The following is a 19,577-nucleotide window of genomic DNA, read 5'->3' on the forward strand; positions in this document are numbered from 1 at the left end:
TAGCGCATCGAAAAAAAGAAGCCGGCTACTGCTCCGGCTTTGGAAAATGGATCGTAAACACCGTGCCGCGCCCGACTTTGCTTGCCACTGTAATATGGCCGTGATGAGCCTCAACCAAATGTTTGACGATCGAAAGACCTAGCCCCGTTCCGCCGGAATCGCGGCTGCGTGCTTTGTCGATGCGGTAAAAACGCTCAAAAATGCGAGGGATTTCATTTTCTTCGATGCCAATGCCGGTATCCCTCACACGAATGAGCACCTCCTGCCCGGTTTCTTCCACTTCGACGGTAACCCGCCCGTGTTCTGGCGTATAGGCGATAGCGTTGGCAAGCAAGTTGAGCAAAATTTGCTTCAGCCGGTTCGCATCGCCGCGGATCACCGGACGAGTTGACACCTCGGCGCGCAGATCGATTTGTTTTTCCTCCGCCTTTTGGCGAAACACAGCCACCGCCCCGGCAACCACCTCGGCGACGTCGACGTCATCGAGCTGCAGCTGAAATCCATGCTGCTCGATTTTCGACAAATCCAGCAGTTCTTCGACGAGCGTTTGCAGCCGCTCGCTTTCCTTTAAAATAATCGTCAAAAAGTGCTCAAGCGCCTCTTCGTCTTTCATCGCCCCATCGAGCAGCGTCTCGGCAAATCCGCGGATCGACGTCACCGGCGTCTTCAACTCGTGTGAAACATTCGCGACAAAGTCTTTGCGAACTTGCTCAAGCCGCTTCAACTCTGTAATATCATGGAACACCACGACGATCCCTTTCCACTCGGCGTTCGTGCCGATAATCGGGGCGCCGTACACATCGAAATGCTTCCGCTCAATGCCGATCGTCAGCCGCATGTGCCGGCGCACCGCCGTTTCGGTGATAAAAATATCGTCGATCAATTTGACGATATCACGGTGCGGCAGCACATCAGCATACGGACGATACAAGCAGGCGGACGGATCAAGGTGGAAATGCGTTTGGAACGCGCGGTTGATCAAATGGATATGGCCACGGTGGTCGATAAACAGCAGGCCGCTGCCGACGTTTTCAATAAGCGTATGGAGCCGGTCGGTTTGAATTTCCCGCGCCCGGCTCATTTCCTGCAAGTTGCGGGCAAGCCGGTTGATCGAACGGACAAGCATGCCTGCCTCTTTATACTCGCCATCAGGCACCCGGGCGGCGTAATTGCCTTTTTCGAGTTCAAATGCCACTTTTGTCGCCGCCTCAATCGGCCGCATATATTGGTTGGCGATTTTCCAGCCAAGAGCGACGATGACGACAAGCGCCATGCCAAGGCTGCTGACGAGCACACCCCAAATTTGTTGGTTCACTTTTTTCAGCGAACTCGTCGGCGTGCTTAAAATGACATATCCGCCCCGCTCGCCATCGTGCCCGTACGGGACAATATAGTAGTACACATCGTTCGCTTTTTCGAACACCGAAAAGCGGGGAAACTGCTTTTTGTGCAAAATGGTGCGAATGATGCGTTCGTGGTCTTCGTCGCTGACCGCCGCGATGCGCCCGCTGTCAAACCGCAGCCGCTCCTGCCGGTCGAGCACCGTGATGCGTGACGACAGCTCATTCCCCATTTCCTGCAAATCGGGGCGAATCCGCTCAAGCGGCTCGTTCTCAAGCAAAATGGCGAGCGCTTTTGCCTCCTTTTCCATCCGCTTGTTCATCGTCTCGACATAAAAATCTTTCAACAATTGCCCGAGCAAAAAGCCAAGAGCGATCAAGACGGTGACAATGAGCGTGACGAGCCAAAACAGCAACCGGGTGCGGAAGCTATTCATGCCGCTTTGGTTCCTCCAATTTGTAACCGAGGCCGCGCACCGTTTTAATGTACGCCGGTTTTTTCGTATCTTCCTCGATTTTCTCGCGCAAATGGCTAATATGGACGTCAACAATGCGTGTATCGCCGGCAAAATCGTAGTTCCATACCGCGCTGAGCAGTTGATCGCGCGTCAACACCCTCCCTTTATGCCGCGCCAAGTGAAGAAGCAACTCAAATTCTTTCGGTGTCAGTTCAAGCGGCTTGCCGCCAACGGCCGCTTCATAGCGCTCCGGGAAAATTTCGAGCTGGCCGATGACGAGCCGCTCGCCTGATTCCGCCACCGGCTGAACGAGCTCCGTGCGGCGCAAAATCGCCTTCACGCGCGCGACGACTTCGCGCGGACTGAACGGTTTCGTCATGTAATCATCCGCGCCAAGCTCAAGGCCGAGCACTTTGTCAAATTCATCATCGCGGGCCGTCAGCATTAAAATCGGCGTCATAATTTGCTGTTGGCGGAGCCGTTTGCACACTTCGACACCGTCAAGCTTTGGCAGCATCAAGTCCAAAATAATGAGCGCTGGCTGCTCTGACGCCGTTTTGGCGAGCGCCTCTTCGCCGTCGTGGGCGACCACGGCCTGGAAACCGGCTTTCTCCAAATTGTAAGACAACAACGTCACAATGGGCTGCTCATCATCGACAACTAACACCTTTTTTCCCATACTACGCCTCCATCCCGTCCAATGTCTCCCGTTTTTATCATACCATAATCCGCACGTTTACTCGTCAAAAAATCAATGAAGCCGCTCTTTCGGCGGCCGATTCGCCTGTGAAGAGCAGCTTCTGGCGTTTTGTTCACTATTTTGGCGGATGGCAAGCATCTTTTGCCAACCGTAACGGGACTGCTTGGAACAACATGCGGTGGCGGCTTCGTTTTCTTTTTCGCTTAAAAATTTTCTAAGACGCGGCCGTCAAAGCGAGGCAAAGCGTGCGGCGGACAAACGGACAGCGTTCCGTCAAGCACTGTCTCCGTCCCGCGCGTCGCGGTCACGGCCAGTGTGACGCAATGGCCTTCTTCGTCCACTTCGGTCACTTCAAGCAAAAATTCAAGCGTCTCATAATGATAAACTGGGCGGAGAAACTGAATATCGTGCCGCGTAATGTAACTTCCCGGACCCGGCAAATATTTCGAGACCGCCGATGTGATCATCCCCGTCAACATAATCGGCGGGACGACCGGCTTTCCGAGCGGCGTCTGCGAGGCGTAGTCATGTTGAATGTAAAGCGGATTGGCATCATCGGTCAGCCCGAGATAAAGAAGCAAGTCTTTATCTTCGATAGCCGCCTGGAAGACAAGCTTTTCTCCGGATTGGATTTCTTTGATCGTTCTCCCTAGTCTCCGTTTTTTTAACACATTCCCACCCCTTTGTTCGGAAAACGCTTTCAATCACCACGGCAAAAATTCGGGCATCGGCCCGAATTTTTGCGTTGTCGTTATTCTAACACGCGCATGACGTTTTTGACCGATTCGACCGATTTGGCGAGCGCCGCTTTTTCGTCTTCGGTCAGCTCAAGCTCGATCACTTTCTCGATGCCGTTGCCGCCTAAGATCGTCGGCACGCCCAAGTAAATGCCTTCATAGCCGTACTCGCCTTCAAGGTAGGCGATCGCCGGCAAAATGCGGCGCTGGTCTTTCAAAATCGCTTCGACCATTTCGGCGAGCGAGGCGGCCGGCGCGTAGTAGGCGCTGCCGTTGCCGAGCAAGTTGACGATCTCGCCGCCGCCTTTGCGCGTCCGCTCAACGATGGCGTCCAAACGGTCTTTCGGAATGAGCTTCTCGAGCGGAATGCCGCCGGCGTACGAGTAGCGGACGAGCGGCACCATATCGTCGCCATGGCCGCCCAAAACAAACCCGGTGACATCTTTCACCGAAACGTTCAGCTCTTGGGCGACGAACGTGCGAAAGCGCGCCGTATCGAGGACGCCCGACTGACCGATGACGCGGTTTTTCGGGAATCCGGACTCCTTAAAGACCGTATACGTCATCGCATCGACCGGGTTGGTCAAGACGATGATGTAGCAGTTCGGCGAGTATTTGACGACTTCTTTCGTCACTTGCTTCATAATTTTTTGGTTCGTCGTCACCAAATCGTCGCGGCTCATCCCCGGCTTGCGGGCGATGCCGGCCGTAATGACGACGATGTCGGAATCGGCCGTGTCGGCATAATCCGACGTGCCGATAATGTTGGCGTCAAAGCCGAGCACCGGGCTTGACTCAAGCATATCGAGCGCCTTCCCTTTCGTCGGGTTCTCGAGCTGCGGAATATCGACCAATACGACGTCGCCAAGCTCTTTTTGCGCCAACAGGAACGCCGTCGTCGCCCCTGTAAATCCGGCGCCAATCACCGAGATTTTTTTCCGTTTCATCGCCATCGTTTGCCATCCCTTTCGTTCAAGGTTAGTCCATATTGCGGATGAGCGCATCAGCAAATTCCGAACATTTCACTTCGGTTGCCCCTTCCATCAGGCGGGCGAAGTCGTACGTCACGACTTTGGAAGCGATCGTTTTTTCCATCGCTTGGATGATGAGTTTCGCTGCTTCGTTCCAGCCGAGATGCTCAAACATCATGACGCCCGATAAAATAACGGACGACGGATTGACTTTGTCAAGTCCGGCGTATTTCGGCGCTGTGCCGTGCGTCGCTTCGAAAATGGCATGGCCGGTTTCATAGTTAATGTTCGCCCCCGGCGCGATGCCGATGCCGCCGACTTGAGCCGCGAGCGCATCGGAAATGTAGTCGCCGTTTAAGTTCATCGTTGCAATGACGTCAAATTCGCGCGGACGCGTCAAAATTTGCTGCAGGAAGATGTCAGCAATGACGTCTTTGACGATGATTTTGCCGGCCGCTTCCGCGTCCGCCATCGCTTTGTTTGCCGCTTCTTTTCCTTCGGCTTCGACGATCCGGTCATATTGCGCCCATGTAAACACTTTGTCGCCGAACTCTTGTTCAGCCAGCTCATAACCCCAGTTTTTAAATGCGCCTTCTGTGAACTTCATGATGTTCCCTTTATGGACGAGTGTGACCGACTTGCGGCCGTGTTCGATCGCATAGTTGATCGCTGCGCGCACGAGCCGTTTTGTTCCTTCTTCGGAAACTGGTTTGATGCCGATGCCGGACGTTTCCGGGAAGCGGATTTTGCGCACGCCCATTTCGTTTTGCAAAAAGTCGATCACTTTTTTCACTTCCGGCGTCCCTTTCGCATACTCGATGCCGGCGTAAATATCTTCCGTGTTTTCGCGGAAAATGACCATGTCGGTGTCTTGCGGCCGTTTCACCGGCGACGGAACGCCCTCAAAATAGCGGACCGGGCGCAGGCAGACGAACAAATCAAGCTCTTGACGGAGCGCGACGTTGAGCGAACGGATCCCCCCGCCGACCGGCGTCGTCAACGGGCCTTTAATGGCAATTATGTATTCACGGATCGTCTCGAGCGTTTCATCCGGAAGCCAGCTTCCCGTCAGTTTGTACGCTTTTTCGCCGGCAAGCACTTCCTTCCAGACGATTTTTTTCTCGCCTTTATACGCTTTTTCCACCGCTGCTTCCAACACGCGCGAAGCGGCCGCCCAAATGTCCGGGCCGGTTCCGTCCCCTTCAATGAACGGAATGATCGGATGGTTTGGAACGTTGAGCACACCATTGGTGACAGTAATTTTTTCCCCTTGCGTCACGAGTAAAACCCCCAATGCCATGTTTTATTGAAAAGGCGTGAAGGCTTGCCTTCACCGCCTTGTCCACTTGTTTAGCCGCGCTCGTCAATCGGCACGTACGCCCGCTTGCCCGGGCCGGTGTATTCCGCGCGCGGACGGATGAGACGGTTGTTGTCGTATTGTTCTAAAATATGGGCTAACCATCCCGACGTCCGGCTGACCGCAAAAATTGGCGTAAACAAATCATGATCGATTCCTAAACAATGGTAAACCGAGGCGGAATAAAAGTCAACGTTTGGCGGCAACGCTTTTTCCGATGTGACGATGTCTTCAATTTTCGTCGACATTTCATACCAGTGCGGCTCGCCGACAAGTTTCGTCAGTTTTTCCGACATTTTCTTTAAGTGCTTGGCGCGCGGGTCGCCTTTCCGGTAGACGCGGTGGCCAAAGCCCATAATTTTTTCTTTGTTGGCCAGTTTTCCGCGGATATACGGCTCGACGTTGTCGACCGTGCCGATCTCGGTCAGCATTTTCATGACCGCTTCGTTCGCCCCGCCGTGAAGCGGCCCTTTCAAGGCGCCGATTGCGGCTGTAATGCCGGAATAAATATCTGAGAGCGTCGCCACGCAGACGCGCGCCGTGAACGTTGAGGCGTTCAATTCATGGTCGGCATGCAAAACGAGCGCCTTGTTGAACGCTTCAACGGCAATGTCGTTCGGCTCTTCGCCGGTCAGCATATACAGGAAATTCGCGGCAAAGTTTAAATCTTGGCGCGGCGCAACCGGTTCCAATCCTTTGCGTACGCGGGCAAACGCGGTGACGATCGTCGGGATTTTCGCCTGCAGGCGGATCGCCTTTCGATAATTGGCTTCTTTTGTCATCACATCCGCTTCTTTATCGTACAGGCCGAGAAGCGAAACCGCTGTGCGCAACGCCGCCATCGGATGCACTTTATCGACCGGGTATAATTTAAAATGCTCCACGATCTCGTTCGGAATCGCCGCATTCTCAGCGAGTTGCCGCTTCAGTTCCGCCAACTGCTCTTTTGTCGGCAGCACCCGATGCCAAAGCAAATAGATGACCTCTTCAAAGGAAGCGTTTTCGGCTAAATCATCAATATCATAGCCGACGTACGTCAATGTATCGTCGATGATCGAGCTGATGCTGGAGGTTGTCGCCACAACCCCTTCTAAACCGCGGGTTACTGTCATACGAATCTCCCCTTTTCTTCATAATTCCTGCCTTGCCGCCAGACGGCTGGTGAGCGCTTGCTCGAAATGGATGCAAAAACAAACACGCACACGAAAGTGCTTACATTGCCGTACCGGCTGCCACAACGGGGCGGCAGCGCCGCGTATTGCTTGGCCCGAAAACTAGCTTACGCCTATTATTATAAACAATTATCAGACTTTTGTGAATGGGAATGCATCCATTTGGCAAAAGATTATTACACAGGAATAACGATCCTCGCCCCAGCTTCAAAAATATTCTACCATTTTTATGACCGTATAGGCAATGCCTGCGCCAATTAATGGCCCGACTGCCACCCCATGAAACAGCGATACGGCAATGACGGTGCCGAATACGAGCGCCGCCGTCATATGTGGGTCATTGGCCAAAAGCGTCACGCCTCCTTTTGCAATCAACGCAACAAGAATGCCGGATAAAAGCGCGATCCAAGCCGACAACGATTGCAGTGACCCGATGAGCTGCTTAAAGCCAATCTCTCCGGCGGCGATCGGCGCCAATACGGCAATCGTAATCACCGTAATCCCCCAGTTGATGCCTTTGGAATGAATAAGCGGCAGCAGCCGTTGATCAAGGCCGATGAGTTTGATGACGAGCAGAACGGCAATCGCGACGATGAGCGACTGATTTTTCGCCAACGCCCCGATTGCCAGCAACACAAGCAAAAATAACACCGGTTCGTTCACAATCGTCCGCCCTTTCCTCTGAAACTTGTCTTTTTGCTTCTTCGTAAAGAAACATGTAATATATCAGTATGGAGAACCGTTGGGGGTGAAACATTGTCCCGAATATATGTCGACCGTTTTTTGCGCTTTCTCACTGTCATCGCGGCCGTTGTGCTCGGTGCCATCGCCGTCTACTATGTCTCGACGGTGACGTACCCGTTTATTATTGCCTTTTTTATCGCTCTTTTCATCAATCCGCTCGTTGATTTTTTAGAGCGGAAGGCGAAAATGCCGCGTTGGCTCGCCGTCAGCGTGACGCTGATCGTCCTGTTTGCCGCCGTTGCCGGGATCGTGACGCTGCTAATTGCCGAGATCGTGTCCGGAACACAATACTTGGCGAACGTCGTGCCGGAAAAATTTCAGGCGCTCATCGCATACATGGAGTCGTTTGCCGCCAATCAGCTCATCCCGCTTTATCAAGAGTGGGCTGTCTTGTTTAAAAACTTAAACGCCGACCAACAAGATACGATCATGCAAAACATCCAGGCGGTCGGGACGCAAATCGCGACAACGGTCGGCGAATTTATCCAGCGCGTGCTGCAAAACATTCCGCAACTTCTCGCGTGGTTGCCGAACGCGGCAACGGTTTTTATTTTTTCGCTGCTCGCGACGTTTTTCATCAGCAAAGACTGGCATCGCCTCATGCGGATGGCACAGCAATGGCTGCCGGCAAAAGCCCGCACAAGCGGAAAAACGGTGTTTTTGGATTTAAAGCGGGCGCTGTTTGGCTTTATTAAGGCGCAGGCGACACTCATTTCGATTACGACCGTCATCGTGTTGATCGGCTTGCTCATTTTGCGCGTCGATTACGCGATTACGATCGCATTGATCATCGGGTTTGTCGATATTTTGCCCTACTTGGGGACCGGCATCGTCTTCGTGCCTTGGATTATTTACGCCGCCATCAGCGGGGATATCCCGTTTGCGATCGGGCTTGGCGTTTTGTATATCGTCGTTCTCGTCCAGCGGCAAATTATGGAGCCGAAGGTGCTCTCCTCGTCGATCGGCCTCGATCCGCTCGCGACGCTGATCGCCTTGTTTGTCGGCTTCAAGCTGCTCGGTTTTCTCGGCCTCATCGCCGGTCCGGTCGCGCTCGTCATCATCCGCACGCTCCACAGCGCCAACGTCTTCCGCGACATGTGGCGCTTTATCATCGGCAAGCCCACCTCATAAAAACAGCCTTGGCTTCATGTCCAAGGCTGTTTTTGTCGACCAACAACTGTATTACAACACGCTCGCATGGCCGCGGTAGACGGCGCCAAACCCGCCATCGACTGTAATTTCTTGCCCGTCTTTAAACAAACTTGTCGCCTGTCCGACCCCGACGACGACCGGAATCCCAAGGCTTAGGCCGACCACAGCGGCATGACTTGTCAGCCCGCCTTCCTCCGTAATGATCGCCGCCGCTTTTTCAATCGCCGGCATCATGTCCGCATCGGTGCTGACGGTGACTAAAATGCCGCCGTCTATCATTTTTTGCCGCGCTTCTTCCGCTGTTTTCGCGATGACGGCCTTGCCGAACGCCGACTTGCGGCCGATGCCTTGCCCTTTGGCGAGAAGGTCGCTGATGACGTGTACTTTCATTAAGTTCGTCGAACCGGTTTCGCCGACCGGCACGCCGGCGGTGATGACGACCAAATCGCCGTGCTTCACCAAACCGGAACGCACCGCTGCATCGACGGCGACATCGAGCATTTCATCCGTCGTGTTCACATGCGGCGCCTCTTTCGTATACACGCCCCACACAAGCGCCAGCCGGCGCGATACCGCTTCATTTGAGGTGACGGCAATAATCGGCGCTTGCGGGCGATATTTCGCCACCATTTGCGGCGTTTTTCCGCTTACGGTCGGCGTGACGATCGCCGCCACATCCAAGTTGAGCGCCGTATGGGCGACCGACTGCCCGATGGCATCGGTGATGGTCGTCGCACTTTCTTTTGTGCGTTGGGCTAAAATATCATGGTGCTCAAGCGCCTGTTCGGTGCGGAGCGCGATTTGGTGCATCGTTTTCACCGCTTCGACCGGATAGTGGCCAGCCGCCGTTTCCCCGGAAAGCATGACGGCATCGGTGCCGTCAAAAATGGCGTTGGCAACGTCGCTTGCTTCCGCCCGTGTCGGCCGCGGATTGCGCTGCATCGAGTCGAGCATTTGCGTCGCCGTAATAACCGGTTTGCCGAGCATATTGCACTTTTTGATCAACAGCTTTTGGATGAGCGGCACTTCCTCAGCCGGAATTTCAACCCCCAAATCACCGCGCGCCACCATGAGGCCGTCGGCGGCTTCTAAAATTTCGTCAATGTTGGCGACGCCCTCTTCGTTTTCAATTTTGGCGATAATTTGGATATGAAGGGCATCGTGCGTCTCAAGCAGCTCACGGATTTCCAGCACATCGGACGCCCGGCGCACGAACGAAGCGGCGATAAAGTCGATCCCTTGGCGAATGCCAAACAAAATATCAGCGCGGTCTTTCTCGGTGATGCCCGGCAAGTTGACGCGCACGCCCGGGACGTTGACCCCTTTTTTGTTTTTCAGCACGCCGCCGTTTAAAACGGTTGTAACGATTTCTCCCGCTTGCTTGTCGACCGCATTGACCTCGAGACCGATGAGCCCGTCATCGAGCAAAATTTTCGCGCCGACGGACACGTCGTCGACCAATCCTGGGTAGGTGACGGAAATTTTTTCCGGCGTGCCAAGCACTTCGCTCATCGAAATGACGAGCTTCGTTCCTTCCTTCAGTTCGATGGCGCCGTTTTCCATGTTGTGCGTCCGGATTTCCGGACCTTTCGTATCGAGCAAAATGGCGACCGTTTTGCCCGTCTGGCGTGCCGCCTCACGAATGTTGGCGATGCGCCGTCCGTGTTCCTCATGATCGCCGTGCGAAAAGTTCAGGCGCGCCACGTTCATTCCTGCTTCGATCAGTTGCACGAGCTTGTCCGTGCTTTCGCTTGCCGGCCCAATTGTACAGACGATTTTCGTTTTCCGCTTCATCGTTTCTTCTTCCTTTCCCCTCGGGAATTAGATGGACAGTTCTTTCGACAATAAGTACATCCGCTGATCGATCGTATGTTGTTTCGCTAACGCTTCGGCAATGTCATGGTCGACGAGCTGGTTGTTTTGAATGCCGACACAGCGGCCTCCTTTTCCTTCTAAAAGCAACTCCACCGCACGGGCGCCGAGGCGGCTCGCCAGCACGCGGTCAAACGCCGTCGGCGACCCGCCGCGCTGCACGTGGCCCAGCACCGTCACGCGCGTCTCAAAGCCGGTCGCTTCTTGGATTTGCCGGCCGAAGTCGACGCCGCTGCCGACCCCTTCCGCCACGATGATGATGCTATGTTTTTTGCCGCGCTCATGGCCGCGCTTCAGGCGGGCGATGACGTCGTTCATGTCGTAATCGGCTTCCGGAATTAAAATCGTTTCCGCCCCGCCGGCCAGCCCGGACCATAAGGCGATGTCGCCGGCATGGCGGCCCATGACTTCAATGACGTACGTCCGTTCATGCGACGTTGCTGTATCGCGGATTTTGTCGATGGCATCAATGACTGTATTGAGCGCGGTGTCAAACCCGATCGTAAAATCAGTGCCCGGAATGTCGTTGTCGATCGTGCCCGGTACGCCGACGCATGGAAAACCGTGCTCCGTCAATTTTTTCGCTCCTTGATACGACCCGTCGCCGCCGATGACGACGAGCCCTTCAATGCCGTGCTTTTTTAATTGTTCAATCCCTTTTTTCTGCCCTTCTTCTGTTTTAAACTCCGGACAGCGGGCTGTATATAGCATCGTACCGCCGCGGTGAATAATATCGCCGACATCGCCGACTTCCAGTTTTTTAATGTTGCCGGCGATCAGCCCGGCATAGCCGTGGTAGACGCCATACACTTCTACGCCGTGGTAAATCGCCTTGCGGACGACAGCGCGAATGGCCGCGTTCATCCCCGGCGAGTCGCCGCCGCTTGTCAAGACACCAATCCGTTTCATTGTTTCCACCTCATTCACGTCAAATTCAACACGTCCGACCTCATACGTCTGTCGCTCTTGAACATTCCTAATGTACCATGAACAACTAAGGAACACAACAGCGATGCCCTGTTGAAACGGTTTACATGAACACAATTTTTTCATGGACAGAACAAAGCTGCCCCGAAAGTCGAGACAGCTTTTTCCTTATCTTGCCCGAATCGTTTCTTGTAAACACGATACTTGGCCCATTTGTTTAAATTTTTCGTAGCGCTGCCGAACGAGTGCCTCGCCATCAAGCGCCAACAGCTGCTTAAGCGAGGCGCGCAGCACGCGGTCAATTTCGTTCGCCTGCTCGTCGGCGTTGCGGTGGGCGCCTCCTTTCACTTCCGGAATAATTTCATCAATGACACCGAGCGCTTTTAAATCATGGGCGGTAATTTTCATCGTTTCCGCCGCCCGCTGCGCCAATGACGCATCCTTCCATAAAATAGCCGCCGCTCCTTCTGGTGAGATGACCGAGTATGTGGAGTTTTCGAGCATATGAATATGGTTGCCGACGCCGAGCGCCAACGCCCCGCCGCTCCCACCTTCGCCGATGACGATGCAGACGACCGGCACGGTGAGCCCGGCCATTTCAAACAAGTTGCGGGCGATCGCTTCACTTTGCCCGCGCTCTTCGGCCGCTTTGCCCGGATACGCCCCTTTTGTATCAATGAAGCAAATGACCGGTCGGGAAAACTTTTCCGCCTGCTTCATCAAGCGGAGCGCTTTCCGGTAGCCTTCCGGATGCGGCATGCCGAAGTTGCGGCGCAAGTTCTCTTTCGTATCTTTGCCGCGCTGGTGGCCGATGACGGTCACCGGCAGCCCATCATATTCCGCGATGCCGCCGACGATCGCCTCATCGTCGCCAAAGCAGCGGTCGCCATGGCATTCAAGAAAGTTTGTAAACAGCCGGTCGATGTAATCGAGCGTCGTCGGCCGCTGCGGATGGCGGGCAATTTGCACGCGATCCCACGGCGTCAAATTGGCATACACGTCGTTTTCCAGCTTGGCGAGGCGCGCCTCCAACTTTTCGATTTCGGCCGACAAATCGACATCGGCCGTCTTCATAAACTCTTTTAGCTCTTGAATTTTGCGGCGCAGCTCGACAAGCGGCTTTTCAAATTCTAATTCCGCCACCATCCCGATTCCCCTCCTCCTGCATGGATGCGAAGCACGACCGTCAGCGTCTCTTTCAGCTCATGGCGGTGAATGACGGCATCCAACTGCCCGTGCTTTAACAAAAACTCCGCCGTCTGGAAATCTTCCGGCAGCTCTTCGCGCACCGTCTGCTCGATGACGCGGCGGCCGGCAAAACCGATCAACGCCCCCGGTTCGGCGAAGTTGTAGTCGCCAAGCGAGGCGAAACTCGCCGATACGCCGCCCGTTGTCGGATGGGTCATAACCGAAATGAACAAGCCACCGTCGCTGCTGAACCGTTTGAGCGCCGCGCTCGTTTTCGCCATTTGCATCAAGCTTAACACCCCTTCTTGCATGCGGGCGCCGCCGGAAGCGGTAAAGATGAGAAACGGCACGCCTTTATCATGCGCTTGTTCGACCGCGCGGGTGATTTTTTCACCGACGACCGATCCCATGCTGCCCATACGGAACGAGGAATCCATGACTGCGATGACGAGCGGATGGCCGTCAAGCGCCCCTTCGCCGGTGACGACCGCCTCGTTCAATCCGGATTTGCGCCGGTCTGCTTCCAGTTTCTCTATGTAACCGGGGAATCCGAGCGGGTTGACCGATGTCATGTCGGCGTCATACTCGCGAAAGCTGCCTTCATCAAGTACGCTTTCAATCCGTTCGCGCGCCGGCATTGGATGATGGTAGCCGCAGCTTAGGCAAACGCGCAAATTTTTGACCAACTCTTTTGTATACATAATTTTTTTGCATTGCGGGCATTTCGTCATGACACCTTCCGGCACTTCAGGCCTCACTTGCTCGGAAGGGAGCGACGCATACTTCTTCTTTTTGGCAAATAAGTCTTTCCACACGAGGGATCCCCTCCTTTGCGTTTTCGCCTCTCTACTACTTTATCGAAAATGAAAGCGGTTGTTTGTCAAACGGTGTCAGTTCTGTTTCGACAACGGCGAAGGCCGATGCGCCTCCCAAACGGCGACCGCCTGCGCCGGATCGCGCTTTCTCACCGCTGCTAACAGCTGGTCATAAAACGAATCGGCAAGCGGCCGGTCGGACGCAAAGGCGGAGGCAAACCCGAACAGCGCCCGCCAAATGCGGGTGAGCAAATAGTTGCCGGCCCCCTCGGCGACCGCCTGAAAAAATGACGCGAAATCAGTCGGTTTTTGATGAACGGTTTTTTCTAGTCTTTCCAACGCTTCTTCACTGCAGCGCAGGCAGGCAAGCTCAAGCAACAGCCGTTCGATCAGCCATGTCGCTTCCGCCACATCCGCTTTCGCCCGTTCATTTTCAAGCAAAAACATCGCCAACAACTCAATCAGCTGATGACCGCCGACTTCGCATAAGTAGGTCCCTTCGCCGCGCCTCGTCTCAATCAGGCCGAGAAACTCAAGCGCCCGCAGCGCCTCGCGCACCGACGAGCGGCCGACGCCGAGCCGCTCGGCCAGCTCGCGTTCTGACGGCAGCCTGTCGCCCGGGACAAGGCCATCCTCGACAACGAGACGATGGATATGCCTCAACGTCTCGGCGTACACTTTTTCATCGTTGAACGGAGACCCCTCCTTTTCCGTTTATGCCATATTCCCCACGTGGGCGGCATGCCGTCCAACCGCAGCCGGACACACTGGTCTGACCACCTAATGGTTATACGATATAATAAAATAGTGAAATAGTAAAGGGGCAGCTATTTGACGGCAATGCGCCCGGGGCCGAATAAAGCGAGCAGCCCGTCGACAAGCGGCGCCGTGGGCGTGACGGCATATTGCTCCGGCAGGCGAAGGAGCGCCCGCTTCGCTTCGTCATACAAATAAACCGGCGTAACGCCGCGCTGCTGCTCAAGCAGCCGTTTCAGCTTGGACAGTTTGGCCTCATCGCCCCAGCTCGCGTTAATATATAGCGCCGACACCGGCAAACAGCCGGCGCGGCGGATGACGAGCTGGCGTCTGCCCGCGCGCCGGTCGACTGTTCCAAAAAGCAGCACAAAGTTTCCTTCCGCCAGCTCGGCGGCGGCGCGGGCATAGACGGACGGAAAGGCGACCGCTTCCACTTCCCCGCTTTCATCGCTGATTGTCACAAACGCCATTTCCTCTCCCCGTTTTGTCCTCGTTTTCCGTTGTTCGGTCACATAGCCGCCAATAACGGCGGCCGAACCGTGCATCTCGGCAATCGGCACCGCCCGGGCCGCCTGAAACAGCGGGCGGCAGACGGCAGCCGGGTGCGGGGTGACGGAAAACCCGAGCAGCTCTTTTTCCCGTTTTCGCCGCTCAACCGGCGACAGCGGGGGGGCATCCATGTATTTCGGCTTCAGCGACAAGCCGCTCGTTCCTAAATACGGCCCGATCAACTGCACGTGTTCGACCGCCACGTCGATGCTCGCCAAAAGCGAAGCCCGCTCTCCGCCCAATTCATCAAACGCGCCGGCCCAAACGAGCGCCTCAAGCGCCGGACGCGGCAATCCTTTCGGCAACAGGCGGATGGCGAAATCAAAAAAGTCGGCGAATGGTCCATGTTTCCGGCGCTCCTCGATGATGAGCTTCGCCGCCGCGCCGACGTGTTTCATCACCGCCAGCCCGGTGCGGATCGCCTTGCCTTCGATCGCAAACCGATAGCCGCTCCGGTTGACCGATGGCGGCAGCAGCGCAATCCCTTTTCGCGCCGCTTCAAGAGCGTAAAGCGCCGTTTTTTCCCGGTCACCCGCAGCGCCTGAGAGCATGACGGCATAAAAGCAAAGCGGGTAATGGGCTTTAATATACGCCATCGCATACGACAACAGCGCGTAGCTGACCGCATGGCTCCGGTTGAAGCCATAATCGGCAAAGCGGACGATATGCCGGTACAATTCTTCGGCGGCTTCTTTCGGATAGCCGTTCGCCGCACAGCCGGCGACAAACGCTTCCCGCTGCTCAGCAAGCCGCGATTTCTCTTTTTTCGCCACCGCCCGCCGCAACACATCCGCCTGTCCAAGCGAGAATCCGGCCATGCGGGCGGCGATTTGCATAATTTGCTCCTGGTAGATCAACACCCCGTAAGTCGGCGCCAAAATCGGCGCCAGGTCGGGGTGGGGGAAGGAAACCGCTTCGTCGCCGCGCTTGCGCCGGATGTAGACCGGAATCATATTCATCGGCCCCGGACGGTACAAGGCGTTGACGGCGACCAAATCTTCCAATTCGGATGGCCGCAGTTCCGCCAGCACGCGTTTCATGCCGTTTGATTCAAGCTGAAAAATGCCGTTCGTCTCCCCGGCGCCTAGGAGCGCATACGTTTTTTCGTCGTCAAGCGGCACGCGCCGCACATCAAACGGCTTTCCTGTCTGCCGCTCGATGAGGCGCACCATTTGCCCGAGCAGCGTCAACGTGCGCAAGCCGAGAAAGTCCATTTTGAGAAGGCCGAGCGCTTCGAGCGACCCCATGGCGTATTGGGTGAGCGGCCATTCGCCATGGCTTGGCTGCAACGGCACTTGGCGTATAAGCGGTTCGGGACTGATGATGACGCCGGCGGCGTGAATCGACGTATGGCGCGGCAGCCCTTCGAGCGTTTGCGCGATATCAAGCCATTGCTTGCCGTCCGGCACCATGTCGGCGGCGCGGCGAAACGCGGTCGACTCGCCGCGCCATTGGCGGATCGTCACCCCTTGTTTGTCCGGCAAAAGCGCCACGACCCGCTCCGCCTCGCGCCCGGGAATGCCGAGCGCTTTTGCCGTCTCGCGCAGCGCCGCTTTGGCGCCGAACGTCCCAAACGTAATAATTTGCGCGACGCGGTCGCGCCCGTATTTGTCCGCCACATAGCGGATCATTTCCTCGCGCCGGTCATCGGGAAAGTCCAGATCAATATCCGGCACCGACACCCGCTCCGGATTCAAAAACCGCTCAAACAACAGGCCGTATCGGATTGGATCAACATCAGTGATGGCCAAAGCGTAGGCGACGAGCGATCCGGCCGCCGAACCGCGGCCCGGACCGGTGAGAATGCCGCGTTGGCGGGCGTAGGCGACCACATCGGCGACAATCAAAAAATAATCGCTAAAGCGCATCGCTTGAATGACGTCAAGTTCATGCCAAAGCCGCTCCCTATAACGCTCATCGGCTGCCGGCACGCGGCGGGCGAGCCCTTGTTCGCACAGACGGCGCAAATAACGGTCCGCCGTTTCCCCGTCCGGAACCGGAAACTTCGGCAGCTGCCAGCCGCCAAACGGGATGTGCAGCTCGCATTGATCGGCGATGACCACACTGTTCGCGAGCGCCTCCGGCAAGTCGGCAAACCGGCGCGCCATCTCGTCCGGCGCCGCCAAATAACGGCCGGGATCCTCCGGGATGTCGGCCAACGGCACGCCGCGCCCGATCGCCTGCAAACAGCGCCACGCCGCGGCGTCGCCGCGCTCAACATAGCGGACATCGTTCGTCGCCACGACCGGCACTCCGGCTTCTTTCGCCAGCCGCAACAGCTCCCCTTCATACGGGGCGCGCGTCCGCTCACCTCGCTCGATGGCTGTATACAAACGGCCAGGAAACAGCTGCTGGTAGCGGGCGAGCACCGTTTGCGCCCCCCGCCATTCCCCGGCGGCCAACAGCGACTCGACCCGGCCTTCCGCCCCCGGGGTGATGGCGACGATTCCATCGCTCAACCGGCGGAGGGCGTCTTCATCCACCTGTTTTTCTTCCCCCATTTGAATCATCGTGCTGATCTCGATTACATGGCGGTACCCTTCCTCATTGGCAGCCAGCAGCACAAGCGGATAGGCGCCGTCATCGCCGCTGAGGGCCACATCGGCCGTCATGCCGATGATGGGCCGGATGCCGTGGCGCCGGCATTCCCGATAAAAGGACAGAGCACCATACAGCACATTGCGGTCGGTCAACGCCAAGGCGGGGCACCCGGACTGTTTCGCCTTGGCCGCCAGCGCGTCCACGGTGGCCGTGCTTTGAAACAAACTGTAGCCGCTTGACACGTGCAAGTGAACAAACGTCATGAACAGCCCTCCCTTATTCGTCCGTTTGTGGCCGAAAACTTTTCCTTTGGCTACATACTTCGTCCCATTCGTTGATATACATAGTAAAAGATAAAGAAAGGGGCGGAAAACAAATGAACGAAAAAGTGGCCTTTTTGCCGGCGTTTATTCAAAGTTATTTCATCGCGGTCGGCGTGTTGCTCGGCGGCGCCATCATCGGGGCGCTCGGCGCTTTTTTAAGCGGCGGCCAGCCGCTGACCGCCATGTACCGGTTCGCCGGCGATTTGCGCATTTGGGCGGTCGTCGCCGCCATCGGCGGGACGTTTGATACGTTTTACGTCGTCGAGCGGGGGCTGTTTCTTGGGGAAACGAAAGATATTGTGCGGCAATTTTTGCTTATTTTGTCCGCCATGGGCGGCGCGCAAACAGGGGTCGCGATCATTACGTGGCTGACGCAGGAGCACATTTCGCCATGAGAATTCCTCCGTATTACCAATCCCCGTCATGGCAGCGCTTTTTCGCCGGCGCAGCGATCGGGGCGCTCATCAGCTGGTTTGTGTTTTTGTACATTTTCGGCGTCCTGCAAGAAAAACAAGTGCGGCACGTCAATGAGCTCAACGAGCAGATTGCCGACTTGCAAAACGAAATTCGCATTTGGCAGGAAGACTATATCCATTACAACAAAGAAATGAAAAAAAAGCTGACCGTGCAAGACGTATCCGTCCACCTCGCCAATGCCGAGCAGTATAAGCTTGACTCATACACGGCGTTCCGCATCGAAGACAGCGTGAAAGAAGATTTGTCCCATTTGATCACCAAAGACATTGAAACGGTGTACAACAGCCGCGAGCTGATCAAACGGACGATTGAAAACAAAACGTATACGATCCACGAAAAAGCGTACCGGTTGGAAATTCATACACTCACCATTTTTACCCTTTTGGCTGTGGAAGTGAAATTGAAGCCCCTCCTTTAATACGTCATGCAGCCCGCAAAAAAGGAGGGGCAAAACGGCGTCCCGTCTCCGAAAAAAGCGTCTGCCCCCTCATCAGGCGGCAAAAGAGGGGGAAACAGCGCACAGCACCTCCTTGCCCCCTTCCGCTACCGTTCCGCCCGGCAAACGGCTTTCACATCGTCCACAATGCGGTCGACTTCTTCCCATGAAGCGATGGACGCGCCGGCCGCCAACGGATGGCCGCCGCCGCCGTACCGTTTGGCGACAACATTGATGATCGGCCCTTTCGAACGGAAGCGAACGCGAATTTCCTTCTCCTCCTCAACGAAAAACACCCAGGCGATGATGCCATCAATGTTGCCGAGCAACCCGACAAGCTGTGACGCTTCAAGCGGCGTGACGCCGTATTCCTCAAGCAGCGCCCGCGGCATTTTCACCGCCGCCACTCCTTCATCGATCGTGAAATTCGCCAACACATACCCACTCAAACGGGCGAGTGGCAGGCTCGTCCGATACAACCCGTCGTACAGTTCCGTCAGCGAAAAACCGTGCGAAATGAGCTCCCCGGCATAGCGGAACGTTTTTTCGCTCGTGCGCGGAAACAAAAAACGGCCCGTGTCGCCGACGATGCCGGCATAAATTAACCGCGCCGCCTCGGCGGTCATCGTCAACCCGTCGTCTTTGCCGGCCAAATACAGTTCGTAAATCATTTCGCTCGTCGAGCTGGCATCGGTGTCGACCCACATGATGTCACCGTACGGCGTATCGTTCGGGTGGTGATCGATTTTAATGAGCTTCCGCCCGAGCCGGTAGCGGCTGTCGCAAATCCGCTCCTCGTTCGCCGTGTCGCAGACGATGACGAGCGCCTGTTCATAGACGTCATCGTCAATGACATCCATGTTCCGCAAAAACGATAAAGACGGGTCATCCGTTCCGACCGCATACACTTGTTTTTCCGGAAATGACGCCCTTAGCAGCGCTGCGAGTCCGCCTTGCGAACCGTACGCGTCCGGGTCCGGGCGCACGTGGCGGTGGATGATGATCGTGTCAAATTGACGAATCGTTTCGAGAATGTTCCGACAGATGTCTTTCATCACTTCG

General features: G+C 55.8%; 17 protein-coding genes. 3 read left to right on the plus strand and 14 right to left on the minus strand.

The features are described from left to right. Window positions 1-25: 25 nt before the first annotated feature. The 7 genes from pnpS to M493_RS13220 all read right to left on the minus strand — a co-directional run bounded on the left by pnpS (window position 26) and on the right by M493_RS13220 (window position 7,398). Window positions 26-1,777: a two-component system histidine kinase PnpS gene (gene pnpS, locus M493_RS13190; protein WP_020960862.1), complete on the minus strand. Its 1,752-nt coding sequence runs from the start codon at window positions 1,775-1,777 to the stop codon at window positions 26-28. Continuing rightward, on the minus strand, window positions 1,770-2,477 hold the full coding sequence (locus M493_RS13195) for a response regulator transcription factor (protein ID WP_020960863.1): 708 nt from the start codon (window positions 2,475-2,477) through the stop codon (window positions 1,770-1,772). Before M493_RS13195 ends, pnpS begins: the two co-directional genes overlap by 8 nt. A gap of 224 nt (window positions 2,478-2,701) precedes the next feature. Then, window positions 2,702-3,169 carry a MaoC family dehydratase gene (locus tag M493_RS13200; protein WP_020960864.1) on the minus strand — a complete coding sequence of 156 codons (468 nt, stop codon included), beginning with the start codon at window positions 3,167-3,169 and terminating at the stop codon, window positions 2,702-2,704. Window positions 3,170-3,249: 80 nt separating this feature from the next. Continuing rightward, entirely contained in the window at window positions 3,250-4,188 is a 939-nt protein-coding gene (gene mdh / locus M493_RS13205; protein ID WP_020960865.1) for a malate dehydrogenase, read from the minus strand. 25 nt (window positions 4,189-4,213) lie between these two features. Next, window positions 4,214-5,485 carry an NADP-dependent isocitrate dehydrogenase gene (gene icd, locus M493_RS13210; RefSeq protein ID WP_020960866.1) on the minus strand — a complete coding sequence of 424 codons (1,272 nt, stop codon included), beginning with the start codon at window positions 5,483-5,485 and terminating at the stop codon, window positions 4,214-4,216. Between the two features lie 71 nt (window positions 5,486-5,556). Then, a complete protein-coding gene (gene citZ / locus M493_RS13215; protein WP_020960867.1) occupies window positions 5,557-6,675 on the minus strand; it encodes a citrate synthase in 1,119 nt (372 codons plus the stop codon). A 267-nt stretch (window positions 6,676-6,942) separates the two neighbouring features. Then, a complete protein-coding gene (locus M493_RS13220) occupies window positions 6,943-7,398 on the minus strand; it encodes a DUF441 domain-containing protein (RefSeq protein ID WP_020960868.1) in 456 nt (151 codons plus the stop codon). A 93-nt stretch (window positions 7,399-7,491) separates the two neighbouring features. Between M493_RS13220 and ytvI the strand changes: the two genes are divergently transcribed. Continuing rightward, window positions 7,492-8,610, plus strand: coding sequence for a sporulation integral membrane protein YtvI (ytvI, locus tag M493_RS13225; RefSeq protein ID WP_020960869.1), 1,119 nt, complete (start codon window positions 7,492-7,494; stop codon window positions 8,608-8,610). 51 nt (window positions 8,611-8,661) lie between these two features. Here the strand turns inward: ytvI and pyk are convergent, their stop codons facing one another. From pyk to dnaE, 6 genes are all read right to left on the minus strand, one after another. Further along, the gene (pyk, locus tag M493_RS13230; RefSeq protein WP_020960870.1) at window positions 8,662-10,425 is read right to left on the minus strand and encodes a pyruvate kinase; all 1,764 of its coding nucleotides are present in this window, start codon (window positions 10,423-10,425) and stop codon (window positions 8,662-8,664) included. 27 nt (window positions 10,426-10,452) lie between these two features. Further along, window positions 10,453-11,412 (minus strand): 6-phosphofructokinase, encoded by a 960-nt coding sequence (pfkA, locus tag M493_RS13235; protein ID WP_020960871.1) that lies wholly within the window; start codon window positions 11,410-11,412, stop codon window positions 10,453-10,455. A gap of 186 nt (window positions 11,413-11,598) precedes the next feature. Beyond that, entirely contained in the window at window positions 11,599-12,576 is a 978-nt protein-coding gene (gene accA, locus M493_RS13240) for an acetyl-CoA carboxylase carboxyl transferase subunit alpha (protein ID WP_020960872.1), read from the minus strand. Next, complete coding sequence (gene accD, locus M493_RS13245; RefSeq protein ID WP_020960873.1) at window positions 12,561-13,433, minus strand: acetyl-CoA carboxylase, carboxyltransferase subunit beta; 873 nt, start codon at window positions 13,431-13,433, stop codon at window positions 12,561-12,563. The genes accA and accD overlap by 16 nt, the downstream gene beginning before the upstream one ends. 75 nt (window positions 13,434-13,508) lie before the next feature. Further along, the gene (locus tag M493_RS13250) at window positions 13,509-14,111 is read right to left on the minus strand and encodes a FadR/GntR family transcriptional regulator (protein WP_020960874.1); all 603 of its coding nucleotides are present in this window, start codon (window positions 14,109-14,111) and stop codon (window positions 13,509-13,511) included. Between the two features lie 149 nt (window positions 14,112-14,260). Continuing rightward, entirely contained in the window at window positions 14,261-17,542 is a 3,282-nt protein-coding gene (gene dnaE, locus M493_RS13255; RefSeq protein ID WP_020960875.1) for a DNA polymerase III subunit alpha, read from the minus strand. Window positions 17,543-17,655: 113 nt separating this feature from the next. On the opposite strand from dnaE, the gene M493_RS13260 reads away from it, so the two are divergent. Together M493_RS13260 and ytrI are read left to right on the plus strand one after the other, a co-directional pair. After that, window positions 17,656-17,997, plus strand: a complete 342-nt coding sequence (locus M493_RS13260; RefSeq protein ID WP_008880866.1) for a YtrH family sporulation protein — start codon at window positions 17,656-17,658, stop codon at window positions 17,995-17,997. Beyond that, a complete protein-coding gene (ytrI, locus tag M493_RS13265) occupies window positions 17,994-18,497 on the plus strand; it encodes a sporulation membrane protein YtrI (RefSeq protein WP_020960876.1) in 504 nt (167 codons plus the stop codon). Before M493_RS13260 ends, ytrI begins: the two co-directional genes overlap by 4 nt. A gap of 125 nt (window positions 18,498-18,622) precedes the next feature. On the opposite strand, the gene M493_RS13270 is transcribed toward ytrI, so the two are convergent. Continuing rightward, complete coding sequence (locus M493_RS13270) at window positions 18,623-19,570, minus strand: DHH family phosphoesterase (RefSeq protein ID WP_020960877.1); 948 nt, start codon at window positions 19,568-19,570, stop codon at window positions 18,623-18,625. Between the last annotated feature and the right edge of the window lie 7 nt (window positions 19,571-19,577).

Origin of the sequence: Geobacillus genomosp. 3, from assembly GCF_000445995.2 — a bacterium.
GTDB lineage: Bacteria > Bacillota > Bacilli > Bacillales > Anoxybacillaceae > Geobacillus.